Below are 12,854 nucleotides of genomic sequence, written 5' to 3' on the forward strand. Positions count from 1 at the left end.
GCGGCGAGGCGGCTGGAATCTATGTATTGCCCTGCGATTAGCTGAGCGGTTCGCTGCCGATGCGTTGTGATTGGATTTCAATGACATCTTCTTCGGCAGGCGCGGGCGCTTCGAGCGGATAGGAGAAGCTGAAGTGGAGCTCGTTTTCGCCGGGGCGGTCGATGTCGATGTGGCCGCCGAGCTTGCGAGCGTGGACGCCAGCCTTGTCGATGCAGGCTGGATCGCTGAAGACGATGTCGCCTTCGCAAGCGATATCGAAAACCAGGTGCTCGGTGGTGAGCTCGACGCCGAGGGTGATTTCCCCTTCGTCCACGGAGTTGACGGCGGCTTGCGTTAGGGCCCGCATGAGGGCGAGCAGGGTGTCGTCTTCGATCTCGATGCCGAGCTCGGTATCGACTGTGTAGGAAAGGTGGGCATCGGGAGCGAGCGGGGAGAAGTGATCGATAATGGAGCCGAGCACGTTTTCGATGGAGTGCGGGCTTTCCGGTTGTTCGGCGCTTTCCAGGCGAGCGGGGGAGCGGACTGGCTCGGGCATGGCGAGGCCGATTTGGCGGGGCGAAGCGTCGAATTCGGAATCGAGCTCGTCCTCGTCGCAGGGCGTTTGGCCTTCGCTTGCGATCGCGTTAATGGCTTCGTTGCTGCGGGCTTGCTTGCTCTGTGGAGGGAGGGGATCGCTGGCCAGTTCGAGGACTTGGGTGTCGAGGATGCCTTGCAGGGTGGCGAGCTGCTTTTCGGTTTGGAGGTGGATTTGCTCGATTTGGGCGGCGATTTGGGTGAGCGGGGTTTCGCTGCAGTTGTTGCGGAGTCCGGCGGAGATTTCGTTTATGACGGATGCGGGGCCCTTGAGCTGGTGCACGAAGCTCGGCAGCCAGATGGATTTCAGCGAGGCGGCGGAAACGGCCTTTTGCATTTGGGAGTAGATCTCCTCGGCCCGCTTTTCGACTTCGGCGCCGATCTTGGACTTGCGCTCGTTTTCGAGGGTGAGCTCGAGGGCGACCTTGGAGGCGTTGAGGGTTTCGCAGCGCAGACGCAGCTCGGAGGCGGCCTTTTCGGCGCTGGCCTTGGCGGAGCCGAGCGATTCGATCTTGGCTTCGGCGGCTTCCAGCTTGGACTTCAGTTGTTCCAGGTCTGCCTCCAGTTCCTCGGCGACTTGCTGGGCTTCCTTGGTCTTGAGGTTGTTGGTCTCGATGGCGTGCTTGATGACGTCCTCTTCCTTGGTGTTGCTCTTGGTCTTGAAGGCGAAGCCTTGCTCGCAGTGGGAGGCGTTGGTGGCGAGCTTTTGGAAGGGGGCGGCGATTTTCCTGACGGACAGGACGTAGGCGAGTCCGTGGGCGGCGGCGGCGGTGGCAGCGACGGGCAGCCAAAGGCCTAGTTGTCCGGCGAGGCCCAGCTGGGCGGAAAGCGATTCGCGGAAGGCAGCCAGAGAAGGCAGGGCCATGAACGCGATGGAGCAAACCGTGGCGGCGCTTGCGATGGCGGTATGAACGGTGAGGGTCGACTTTAGGTTTTTCATAGCAGGATGGGCTTTGCCGGCGGGCGGCAATCTCCTTCTACATCGGCAAAACGGGCCGTTTCTGGATTTTCCGGGATCGATTCCTGGTGGGGGCGAGGAACGGCGCTGCCTAAGCGGTTGATCTTCTTTGGGTTTGATTCAGGGGAGTGAGTCGCTTTGGTTGCGTCATGGCGAAATACCTCCTGATCGATGGCTTCAATATGGCGTTCCGCGCCTTCTATGCGGTGAAGGAACTGCGTCGCTCCGACGGCTTTCCTACGAACGCCTTGTACGGTTGGGTTCGTTCCATGTGGAAGCTGCTCGACGACCAGAAGGCGGATCACGTGACGGTGTTTTTCGATCTGGGCGGGGCTCAGGAAAAGCTGGTGCTCCTGCCGGAGTACAAGGCGAACCGGGGCGAGACGCCGGAGGAGTTCGAGCAGCAGATCCCGATCATCAAGCAGCTGACGCGGGCGATGGGTTTTGGCTTGGTGGAGCTCGACGGGGTGGAGTCGGACGACTTGCTGGCGGCCTACGCTACTCGCTTGGTGGCCAAGGAGCCGGACGCGTTGGTGCAGATCGTGAGCGCCGACAAGGACTTTGCCCAGTCGGTTACGGAGCGTATCCACCTTTTGCTGCCGCCGCCGACCGCGAATCCGCGCCTTGGCTGGAGGGAGCTCGATCCGGCGGGAGTCGAGGAGAAGTGGGGCCTGCCGCCGGAAAAGATGGTGGATTACCTAAGCTTGATCGGCGACACCTCGGACAACATTCCTGGCGTGCCCGGGTGCGGTCCCAAGACGGCGGTGAAGTGGTTAACTGAATACGGCGATATTGACGGGGTGCTTGCGAATGCGGCCGAGATCAAGCCGCCGCGCTTTCGCGAGCTGTTGCCGACCTTGAAGGATCGGATGGATCTCAACCGGAAGATCATCGGCTTCAACCTGACTCACCACGACGGCGAGGAGCTGGATACCGGCTCGCTCGACGTGGAGGCCCTTTGCAAGATCCTCGAGGAGATGGAGATGAAGAGCCACCACGCGGAAGCCTTGAAGCGCTATTCGCAGGGAGAGCTTTTTTAGGACGCTACTGGGTCCGGGGTCTCCCAGGGCGCTGGCTTCCGCCTTTGCCTAGGCTATAGCGGACGTGAAAGCTCAGCGCTGTGGGGGGGCGTCTCCCGGAGCGTAGCTGGCTAGGAACTGGGACATTTCGTCGACGGTGGCCTTGGCGGTGAGCACGAAGAGGTAGTCTTGGTCCTTCCACTTGCTGACCGTCCAGCCGTTTTCCTGGCTGGCGTATCCAATCTTTTCCGACGCCTCGAATTCGGGAAAGTCGTTTTCCATGCCGATGAAGAGGTGGTAGACGGTATCGGTGTTGAAGCACATGAGGGCGACGCGTTCCTGCGACCAGTTGAGCGGGCGGCATCCGACGCCTTCGAGGGCGAGCAGCTTGGGCGGGAGTTGGGCTGGGAGCTCGAAGCCGTTGTCCAGCAGCCAGGTCTGAAGCTTGCTGGTGTCGCGGTCGAAGTAGGAGAGGCGCGGCCCGTCGACGGAGTAGTTAAAGGCGCGCTGGGCGAGAGGGCCGGTGTAGTCGTCGCTGCGGTCGATTCCGTATTCGAAAAACAGGTACGAGCAAAGCATGAAGACGGCCGCGATGGAGAGCCATTTGCGGGCCCGGGCGAAGCGGAGGCGCTTGCGTTGCTTGTCGGCCATGGTGACTTTCAGGGCTGAGTGCAGGTCTGCCGGCACCTCGAAGCGGCGCAGGGAGGCGCTGAGGGCTTGGTCGGCCTGCTTTTGGGCGTTCCACCAGCTGGCGAGTTCGGCGTCGGTGGCGGCGAGGCGTTGGGCGGCGGCGAAGCGCTCGTCGTCGGCAGGTTCGTTGCCGAGCGTGTAGCTGCTGAGAATGAGTTTTGCTTCCTGCTTATCCATGCGAGGACTTTCGTTTTTCGTCGGTGAAGGAGACGACGGTTGCTGTTGCTTTGGGCTGGGTGAGTTGGGCGCGGAGCATTTCCTTTCCGCGGGCGAGTCGGGACATCACGGTGCCGATGGGAATTTCGAGGATGGCGGCGATTTCCTTGTAGGAGTAGGATTCGAGGTAGTAGAGGGAGACGACTTGGCGGTAGCCGTCCTTGAGTTCGAGCAGGCATTCCATGACGTCGCGGGCTTCGCTGGCCTTCACTTGGTCGCTTGGCTCGTGGTCGACCTTTTCGGCGGGGGCGTTGTCTTCCCAGGAGTCGAAGCGGGAGCCGCGTTTGGCGATCCTGAGGAACTCGCGGTAGAGGGTGGTGTAGAGCCAGGACTTGATGGCGGCGGTGGAGCGAATGGAGGAGCGCTTTTTGGCGAGGCGCAGGAAGGCTTCTTGGGTGAGGTCCCATGCGTCGTCGCTGGAGCGGGTCAGGCTCATGGCGAATCGGTAGAGGTTTTGGTAGTGGTCGTCGACGACCGTCTGGAGTTCTGGCGGCATGGTTCTGTGCGTTGTCGCGGGGCGTTTGGCCCATCGGACGGCTAAGAGCGGGAGTCAGCTTGGTTTATTCCCAAAAAAAGGCGAGCGGGCAGGCATCTTTGCGGAACGGGGCTTTTTATTCGATTGAATAGGGAAAGGCTGCTGCTATCAGGCTTTTGCAAATGAGTAAGCCGCAGATTCAAACCGTAGATATCGTGCTCCCGCTGGAACAGTCGGAGGATGTGGAGATTTGGAAGAAGAAAGCGGGACGAAAGCTCAAGATACACCCGAAGGCGATCGTGGACATTCGCCTGCGCAAGCATTCGATCGATGCCCGCAAGGCGCCGGTGAAGATCCAGCTGCGGCTGGAGGTTTCGACCTCGGGGCCCTTGCCGGAGGATCCCGTTTTGCAGCCGAGCTACGCGAAGCTGGGGGAGAACGTTCGCAAGCTGGTGATCGTGGGCAGCGGGCCTGCGGGCATGTTTGCGGCCTTGCGGGCCATCGAGCTCGGCTGGAGGCCGATACTCCTGGAACGCGGCAAGGACGCGATCAAGCGTCGCTTCGACCTGGCTCCGATCTTGCGCGAAGGTCGGGTGGTGGAGGACTCGAACTACTGTTTCGGAGAAGGCGGGGCGGGCACGTTTTCCGACGGTAAGCTTTATACGCGGGCGACCAAGCGCGGGCCGGTACGTTTCGTCTACGAAACCTTGGTGGCCCATGGGGCACCGCACCGGATCCTGACGGATGCCCACCCGCACATCGGCTCCAACCTTTTGCCCAACGTGGTGCGAGCTATGCGGGAGTCGATCCTGGCGGCCGGTGGCGAAGTGCATTTCGAGACGCGGGTGACGGGCTTGCTGAAGTCGGCGGACGGCAAGAAGCTGGTGGGCGTGGTCGCTGGCGACGGACGTGAGTTCGTGGGCGAGGGCGTGATCCTGGCCACCGGGCACAGCGCCCGGGACATTTACCGCATGTTGCACGCGGAGAAGATTCGCCTGGAGCAAAAGCCGTTCGCGGTGGGAGTGCGCATCGAGCATCCCCAGCCCTTGATCGACAGCATTCAGTACCATTACGAGCGAGGCACGGAGCGTCCACGGATCTTGCCGGCGGCCAAGTACCGGCTGGCAACCAAGATCGAGGAGCGCGGGGTGCATTCCTTCTGCATGTGTCCGGGCGGCTTTATCGTGCCGGCGGCCACGGAGAACGACGAGGTGGTGGTGAACGGGATGTCCTTGGCTCGTCGGGATTCGCCGTTCGCGAATTCGGGTTTGGTGGTGACGGTGGAGCCGGAGGATACGCAGCGCTACGAGGCGGAACACGGGATTTTGGCTGGCTTGGCTTTCCAGAAGGATATGGAGATCCTGGCCTCGAAGTCAGGCGGCGGTGTCCAGAAGGCTCCGGCCCAGCGGGTGACGGACTTCTTGAAGGGCAAGCTTTCCGCGAGCCTGCCGGAGACGAGCTACTTTCCCGGATTGACCAGCTGTCCGTTGCAGGAGCTGATGCCGGACTTTATCGCCTGGCGCATGAAGGAAGGGCTGGAGCAGTTCGGCGCTTCGATGAAGGGGTATATTACGGAGGAGTCGTGCTTGATCGGCTTCGAGACGCGGACCAGTTCGCCGGTGCGGATTCCGCGCGACGAGGAGAGCTTGCAGCATCCGGAGCTGCCGGGGCTTTATCCCTGCGGCGAGGGAGCGGGCTTCGCGGGTGGAATTGTTTCCGCTGCCTTGGACGGCGTGAAGTGCGCGGAAGCGGCCTGCTCGGTGGCGCGATAGGAGCGCTTGAAGAACGGATATGGACTACGCGGCAATAGCGAAGCGCTTGCGGTGGGCGAGGGGAGTAAAGCTTCTCGCCTGCGATGCGAACGGCTTGCTGGCGGTGGAAAAGCCGGCGGGAGTTCTCTCGCATCCGAACAAGAAGGGCGAGGAAGGGAAGGCTCTATTGGCTGCTCGCTACGACGAGAAGCGGCAAGCGTATGAAATTTTGGATACGGAAGGAGAAGACTCCGTGTCGGTGTACTTGTTGAATCGGCTCGATTCCGCGACTTCGGGGATCGTGCTGCTCTCGCTGGCGGAAGAGACGGCTGGGGCAGTCTTGAAGGCCTTCGAGTCGAAGGCGGTGAAGAAGACTTACCAAGCGCTGGTATTCGGAGCGCCTCGCGGCGGACCTCCGCTGTGGCGGGACCGGATCAGCGTCAAGAAGGCCCAAGGCGGGCTGAGGGCGTCGGTCGGGGGCGGCTTGAGCGCCGAGACGAAGTTGGTGAAGGTTGAGCCCTTGGGCGGGATGCCGCCGATGGCTCGCTTGACCCTAATGCCGATTACGGGTCGCACCCATCAGCTGCGGATCCAAACCTCGAAACGCTTCGTACCGATCGTGGGCGACCGTACCTATGGCGACTTCCAGAAGAACAAGCTCGCGGCCAAGCGCGGCCTGAAGCGGCTCTGCCTGCATTGCGTGGCCACCGAGCTCGAGTATCGCTTGGGGGAGCGGAGCTTCCGCTTCAAGGCCGCCTCGAAGGCACCTTTTTAAGGCTCTGGGGGCACGGCTCCAGATGGCTGGGGGCTTGGGCGCAAATTAGCGCAACACGTGTTGAATCGCGTAGGGTTTGTCGGTTTCAGAGGAGTTTGATTTAACGACATACCGACCTGCGGTAAGTCCAGTTGCCTCGGATAAGGCGGGAGTTTAGGCCCATCGAATATGTTTAGAAAGCAAACAAACACCCACGTGTTAGGGGTGTAACGAGTGTAGATATCGTCGTAAATAAAAACGAGTTGACACAGGTTTAGCGATTTACCAGAACCGTAATCCTACCTCGCCGATACCCTGCGCCCAGCTATGGGCACTTTTTTTACCCCCAGTAGCAAACACGTGTAGGGTTTGGCACCTCAAAAGATCACAAACCTATGATGTCCTACCAAGAACCTACCCTACGCGCGGCCTTGAGCCGCGCTTCGCGTGCGGCGTTTCGCTACGTCCCGTTTTTCCTGTTGTCGTTCGCAATGATTGCGACCGGCTTTGCGCAATCGACTGGCTCCATCCGGGGCAAGGTTAAGAACGCAACTACTGGCAAGCTCGTCTACAACGCGGTCGTAACGATCGAGGAGACCGGGCGCGAAACCAAGACTGACGAATACGGCGTTTACCGTTTTTCCAATGTCCCTAACGGTGAGTACACGGTCTCTGCGGACTACGTGGGCATGCGGGGCAAGTCGGTGTCTGTGACCGTTGATTCTGGCGTTAGCTCAAGCGGCGACATCCTCCTGGTCTCCCGTCGTGCGGCGGAAGCTGTCGACGAGGAGGAAATCTTCGAATTGGCCGCTTTCGAGGTCGACGGCAGCGAGAACTACGATGCGAATGCGATGGCTCTCAACGAGCAGCGCCGTTCAGACAATCTCGTAGTCGTGCAGGACGCGGATGCATTTGGCGAAATTGCGGAAGGCAATATTGGAGAGTATCTCAAGAATCTCCCCGGCGTATCTGTTGAGTACGTCGCGGCCGACGTACGCTCCATCAAGCTGCGCGGCATGAGCTCTGCATACACTCAGGTCACTGTAGACGGTTCGCAGATGGCGAGCGCTGGTTCCGGCAATGCGATTCGTCGGTTCGAGCTCGAGCAGGTTTCCCTAGCGAACGTGGACCAGCTGCAAGTTTTCAAGCTGCCGCTACCAGATATGTCTGCGAACTCCATTGGCGGTTCGGTAAATTTGGTGAGTAAGAACGCTTTCGCGATGGGCAAGACGTTCAGTTACAAGGCGTCGTTGAACGTTAACTCTGATTACTCTATCACTGGTAAGTCGCCAGGTTGGCCGAGCGATGTGGAACGCTCCAAGACTCTGCCGAACTTCGAGTTGAGTTACTCGGATGTTTTCATGGATGATCGTCTCGGTCTGGCCTTGACTTACAAGCAGTCGAACATGGCCAATCCTCAAAAGCGATTCCGCTGGAGAGATTGGCAGGAAAAGCCTGACGGTGGTAACGGCGATGTTGACGATATCTACTACACTCGTTTGCAGTTACAGGACGGTCCTAAGAAGACTTCTCGCGAGTCGTTCTCTGCCAACCTCGACTACAAGGTTAACGACAACACGATGTTCAGCCTCAAGGGGCAATTGAACTTCTACGATTCCACCTTTGTTAACCGTAATACTGACTGGGGTCTCGGAGACATCACTCAAGATGATATAGACGCCGGTGATTTCCCTGCGTACACGGGTGCTCCGACGGGTGAAGTTAGCGACCTCTCGTATGCGTTTGGTGAATCGAACCGTATCTCCCACGGAGCCTCTTATCGTGGTAAGTTCGGTAACACGTATCACATCGATGCGAACGTGAAACAGCACCTTGGCGAGTGGACGATCGATTACGGCGCAAGCGTATCGGAAGCCACCAATCACTACCGCACTGCCGATCGCGGGTTCATGATATACGAACTAGCTGAGCGAATCGACAACGAGTACGTTGAATTCGACATGACAGAAGGGCCGCTTGCGGCTTGGAACGACTTCACGGTTTTCGGTTCCGACATGAATCCTCTTCCAAATCGTGGTCGTATCTACGAGCAGACTGAGCTTCGTCGTCTTTGGGACCAACCGAAGGACTCGGTCGATGTCATCTCTGGTTTCCGTGCCAACGCCAAACGTAACTTCACCTTTGGTGAGAACCAAGGCTTCTTCAAGTTCGGTGTTCGTACTTCACGTCAGCACCGCGAAGCGGCTGAATTCAGGCTCCGCTACGAGTACAACGGCTACAACGAGGACGGTCAGCAGCTTTGGATGGACCAGTTCGTAGACGGCGTGTTCAAGGATCAGGTAATTGATTTTGGATACGAAGGCTTCGATTGGCCGAGCGGCAGCAAGCTCTACGATTACTTCAATGCGAATCGGGATCAGTTCGATTTCGAGGAAAGCACCGCGGTCAACCATACGATCTCTCGTTATTACGAGTTTGATGAAGACATCAACGCCGCTTACGCGATGGCTAAGTTCGAGTTCCTGGACAACAGATTGTCTGTCTTGACAGGTGTACGCTACGAGGAAACCAGCGCCAGCGGTTTGATGCCGGTGCGTGGTAGCGCCAACAACTACGTCAATTCAAGGACGGACTACTACTACGAAAGGACCCAAGCGTCCGATAGCTACGATAGCTTCCACCCAAGCTTGCACATCAAGTACGACGTGAACGACAAGCTCTTGCTCCGTCTCAGCTACGCCAACACCATTGGCCGCGCTGACTTCGGTTCCATGTTCGGTGTAACTGAATTCAGTGCGCCGCAGTATGACAATGGCTTGGATCCTTCCGACCCCGGCTATGAGTTGAACGATCCGAATACTACCATGGGGCGCGTATCGGTAAGAAATCCTGGCCTGCTTCCTCGCGAATCAGACAACATCGATGTCACTGCAGAGTACTACTACGACGAAACTGGATTTTTCGGAATGTCTTTCTTCCAGAACGATATGACGAACTTCATCCAGACTCAAACACGTGAGTTGACTGCTGATGACCTCACCACTTGGGGGCTGCCAGACTTCGTATATGGACGCACCCCTGTCACTCAGGCTGACATCGACAACTATGGTTTGGATCCAGAGGATCTAAACGGAGGGTTCGACTATGAAATCAGCGTTCCGACGAACGTCGCCTCGGCAAAGATCCAAGGTATGGAGATCAACTGGAGGCAGGATCTCGACATGTTTGGAGACTTCTTCAAGGGGTCCAGCATCTACGCCAATGGTACCTTCCTTTCGACCGACGCCGAAGTGGGGGATGCTTCTCCATACGCCAACGACTTGCCTGACTTCATCAAGCAAACGTACAACTATGGCTACCTTTTCGAGCGTGGGCCATGGGACTTCAAGCTTCGTTGGAATATTCAGGGGCCAGAGATTGCGGGTTCACGCGTGTTCGAGGTCAATGGGGCTGAGCAGAGAGCAGGTCTTTACCGTTTGGAGCGCACCTCTATCGACGCTGACTTCGCCTACAAGATCAACGACCGGATGTCGTTTTTCGCGAATGCTCGCAACATCAACAATGCCGCGTTCCGCCGTGGCTACCGTATTGAGAATGCGGCCGGCTCTTTGCAGACTGTGCTAGAAATTGAAGAGCGTTTTGGTATCCAGTATCTATTCGGCGTGAAGGGCAAGTTCTAGTCCCAGGTCTCTATCCCAAAATAGTTTATAGATAATATAATACGAGATTAGTAGTTTGCGCGGGAGAGGGGATTCCCTCTCCCGCTTTTCTCTCGCTGTAGTAATAATTTAAATACGAGTCGTTTATTTCGTTCGAATTGTCGGGTTGGCGTTCGCCTTAGCTGACGCTGTTGGGAAGAGCCCCAACCCTACATTTTGACTTTAGGATAGTGGTTACATCGGGACGTAATTTTGGAGAACGATTTGCGGATTCTAGGATCTGCGAGGATTATTAAGGATCCTTCCGGCGCTCCGGGGGGCGTGCCGGTTGGATCCGTTCTCCCTTTCTCCCTTTGCTAATCACTATCCTCCTTTTTTTATATGAAGCTAGCAATCGCACTTACCGCTGGACTGGGAATGGCCTTCGTGGGCTGTTCGAAGCATGAACCCTTGGCTCGGATCGAGGTCGAGAATGCGACCGAGTCGGTCCGCGTGGACGAGGTGGTTCACTTGCGCTTGGTCGATCTCGGCTTGGCCTTGGGCGATCCTGCGGCGGAGGGGATCGAGGCCTTTGCGGGCAAGGAGCCGGTGCCTGCCCAGTCTTGGGATCGCAGCGGGGATGGCGTGGCGGATACCGTGAGCCTGCTGCTCGATTTTCAGCCCGTCGAGCGTAAGGCCGTGCGACTGGAGCTCGCTGGGGCGAAGCCTGCCGTTTTCAAGCAGCGGACGCAGGCGGAGATCTCCCGTAAAACGGGGGGAGAGTGGCAAGGGCGCGAGTACATCGGCGGCCGCTTCGAAAATGTGCAGTCGCTGGAAACGCCGCCGGAGCACACGGATCACTCTTGGTTCCTCCGCTACGAGGGGCCCGGTTGGGAAAGCGACAAGGTCGGGTACCGCTTTTATCTTGATTGGAGAAATGGCTTCGACGTTTTCGGCAAGTTGACGGATGAGCTGGCGCTGCAGGACGTGGGGCAGGACGGGTTTGATTCCTACCGCGAGCCGGCGGAGTGGGGCATGGATATCTTGAAGGTCGGATCGTCGCTGGGAGCAGGGGGCTTTGGGCTCTGGGTCGACGGCCAGGCCGAGCGAATTTCCAAGACGGATAAGCTAAGCTGCCAGATTTTGGAGAATGGCCCGGTGCTGAGCCAATTTCGGGCGACCTACCATGGTTGGGAAGGCAGCGGTCAGCCGGAGATGGATCTCGTAGCGGATTTGTCGATACATGCGGGCAGTCGCCTGACGTGGGTTCGTCTGCGTCCTTCCGAGGAAGCGGGAAAGCTCTGCGCGGGGCTGGTGAAGCATGAAGGAACGGAATTGATCAAAGGGGAGACGGATATCACGGGCGAAGCTTTCACCTACCTTGCGACTTGGGGTAAGCAGGCTTTGGATGGCAGCGATCTGGGCATGGCAATTCTGTTGCGCAAGAAGGACCTCGATCGTTTTGCGGAAGACGAGTTCAACGACCTCGCGGTTTTTAGGCAACGGGTGAAGGGAGTGGAGTACGCTTTTCTGGCCGCATGGTCGCAGGAGCCGAACGGCATCAAGTCGAAGGACGAGTTTGTGGCTTACTTGGAGGAGACGGTAACGAAGCTTACGATTCCCTCTCGAGTCGACGTGTATTCAAGCTTGGATACGGCAGAGAAGTCCGGTCCGCTCGATGCGGAAAAGGCGCTCTACTGGACAAAGCGAATGGGAGATTCTATTCTGCAGCGACGCGGGGCGACCTTGGCGCACGGCGAATACGATCCGGAGGCGGAGCGCTATGCGAAGTGGAGCTACACTACGGGCTTGATTTCCAAGGCGGTGCACGACCTTGGCGAAGCGACGGGACAGCAGAGTTATTTGGACTGGGCGGAGTCGGTGATTTCTTCCTATGTGCAAGAGGATGGAACGGTGGCGACCTATTCTTACGATAGCTTCAATATCGACCAGATCAACTCCGGGAAGATGTTGCTGGAGCTTCACGCCGCTACCGGCGAAGAGCGTTACCGGATCGCGGCGGCCCACTTGCGTCGGCAGCTTGCGGAGCATCCCCGCACCAAGAACGGAGCCTTCTGGCACAAGAAGCGCTATCCGTGGCAAGTTTGGTTGGACGGCGTGTATATGGGAATTCCCTTTATGGTCGGCTACGAGCAAGCGTACAACGATTCGAAGCATGTGGCCGAGGCGGTTCATGAGTTTATCGTATGCGAAAATGAACTACGCGATCCGGAGACGGGCTTGTATTGGCATGCTTGGGACGAGTCGCGCCAGCAGGTTTGGGCGGATCCGCAGACGGGGCGTTCCGAATATTTCTGGGGGCGCGGGCTGGGTTGGTTCGCCATGGCCTTGGTGGATACGCTGGAGATGTTGCCTGAGGAGTCGCCGGAGGCGTCGGACTTGAGGCGCATACTGAATGACTTGGCGGAGGCTTTGGTGAAGGTACAGGATCCCCAGAAGGGCGTCTGGTACCAGATCCTCGACCGTCCGGAGGCACCTGGCAATTATCCGGAATCCTCGGCGAGCAGCATGTTTACGTACATGTTGGCCAAGGGCGTTAACCATGGCTGGCTCGGCGCGAAGTACGGGACGGCGGCGGAGAAGGCTTTTGCGGGGATGCTCGAGGAGTTTGTCCGCGTGCATGCGGACGGGACAACGAGCTTGAGCCATATCTGTCGCGTGGCGGGCTTGGGCTTTGGCCGCGACGGAAGCTACGAATATTATATGAGCGAGCCGGTAGTGGAGAACGATCCGAAAGGGATCGGGCCTTTCTTGATGGCCGGTTTGCAAGTTACGACATTGTTGGAGACTAAGTAAAT

8 protein-coding genes are annotated in these 12,854 nt (G+C 58.2%); 5 read left to right on the top strand and 3 right to left on the bottom strand.

Annotated features, from left to right (window positions below):
- Positions 1-37: 37 nt before the first annotated feature.
- Positions 38-1,513: a hypothetical protein gene (locus tag QEH57_RS00985; protein ID WP_309004794.1), complete on the bottom strand. Its 1,476-nt coding sequence runs from the start codon at positions 1,511-1,513 to the stop codon at positions 38-40.
- A 167-nt stretch (positions 1,514-1,680) separates the two neighbouring features.
- Between QEH57_RS00985 and QEH57_RS00990 the strand changes: the two genes are divergently transcribed.
- Positions 1,681-2,571 (top strand): 5'-3' exonuclease H3TH domain-containing protein, encoded by an 891-nt coding sequence (locus QEH57_RS00990; protein ID WP_309004795.1) that lies wholly within the window; start codon positions 1,681-1,683, stop codon positions 2,569-2,571.
- Positions 2,572-2,643: 72 nt separating this feature from the next.
- On the opposite strand, the gene QEH57_RS00995 is transcribed toward QEH57_RS00990, so the two are convergent.
- Both QEH57_RS00995 and QEH57_RS01000 read right to left on the bottom strand, forming a co-directional pair.
- Positions 2,644-3,417: a hypothetical protein gene (locus QEH57_RS00995; protein ID WP_309004796.1), complete on the bottom strand. Its 774-nt coding sequence runs from the start codon at positions 3,415-3,417 to the stop codon at positions 2,644-2,646.
- Complete coding sequence (locus QEH57_RS01000; protein WP_309004797.1) at positions 3,410-3,952, bottom strand: RNA polymerase sigma factor; 543 nt, start codon at positions 3,950-3,952, stop codon at positions 3,410-3,412. Before QEH57_RS01000 ends, QEH57_RS00995 begins: the two co-directional genes overlap by 8 nt.
- A gap of 161 nt (positions 3,953-4,113) precedes the next feature.
- Between QEH57_RS01000 and QEH57_RS01005 the strand changes: the two genes are divergently transcribed.
- The 4 genes from QEH57_RS01005 to QEH57_RS01020 all read left to right on the top strand — a co-directional run bounded on the left by QEH57_RS01005 (position 4,114) and on the right by QEH57_RS01020 (position 12,852).
- Complete coding sequence (locus tag QEH57_RS01005) at positions 4,114-5,703, top strand: FAD-dependent oxidoreductase (protein ID WP_309004798.1); 1,590 nt, start codon at positions 4,114-4,116, stop codon at positions 5,701-5,703.
- Positions 5,704-5,722: 19 nt separating this feature from the next.
- Positions 5,723-6,457 (top strand): pseudouridine synthase, encoded by a 735-nt coding sequence (locus QEH57_RS01010; protein ID WP_309004799.1) that lies wholly within the window; start codon positions 5,723-5,725, stop codon positions 6,455-6,457.
- 374 nt (positions 6,458-6,831) lie between these two features.
- Complete coding sequence (locus tag QEH57_RS01015; RefSeq protein ID WP_309004800.1) at positions 6,832-10,077, top strand: TonB-dependent receptor; 3,246 nt, start codon at positions 6,832-6,834, stop codon at positions 10,075-10,077.
- 360 nt (positions 10,078-10,437) lie between these two features.
- The gene (locus tag QEH57_RS01020) at positions 10,438-12,852 is read left to right on the top strand and encodes a glycoside hydrolase family 88 protein (RefSeq protein WP_309004801.1); all 2,415 of its coding nucleotides are present in this window, start codon (positions 10,438-10,440) and stop codon (positions 12,850-12,852) included.
- The last annotated feature ends 2 nt before the right edge of the window (positions 12,853-12,854 follow it).

The organism is Pelagicoccus sp. SDUM812005, from assembly GCF_031127875.1.
Taxonomy (GTDB): Bacteria; Verrucomicrobiota; Verrucomicrobiia; order Opitutales; family Opitutaceae; genus Pelagicoccus.

What these genes read in the sequence shown, in the direction of transcription:
- QEH57_RS01015 (WP_309004800.1), top strand. Translation starts at nt 6,832, where the DNA reads ATGATGTCCTACCAAGAACCTACCCTACGCGCGGCCTTGAGCCGCGCT.
- QEH57_RS01005 (WP_309004798.1), top strand. Translation starts at nt 4,114, where the DNA reads ATGAGTAAGCCGCAGATTCAAACCGTAGATATCGTGCTCCCGCTGGAA.
- QEH57_RS01000 (WP_309004797.1), bottom strand. Translation starts at nt 3,952, where the DNA reads ATGCCGCCAGAACTCCAGACGGTCGTCGACGACCACTACCAAAACCTC.
- QEH57_RS00995 (WP_309004796.1), bottom strand. Translation starts at nt 3,417, where the DNA reads ATGGATAAGCAGGAAGCAAAACTCATTCTCAGCAGCTACACGCTCGGC.
- QEH57_RS00985 (WP_309004794.1), bottom strand. Translation starts at nt 1,513, where the DNA reads ATGAAAAACCTAAAGTCGACCCTCACCGTTCATACCGCCATCGCAAGC.
- QEH57_RS00990 (WP_309004795.1), top strand. Translation starts at nt 1,681, where the DNA reads ATGGCGAAATACCTCCTGATCGATGGCTTCAATATGGCGTTCCGCGCC.
- QEH57_RS01010 (WP_309004799.1), top strand. Translation starts at nt 5,723, where the DNA reads ATGGACTACGCGGCAATAGCGAAGCGCTTGCGGTGGGCGAGGGGAGTA.
- QEH57_RS01020 (WP_309004801.1), top strand. Translation starts at nt 10,438, where the DNA reads ATGAAGCTAGCAATCGCACTTACCGCTGGACTGGGAATGGCCTTCGTG.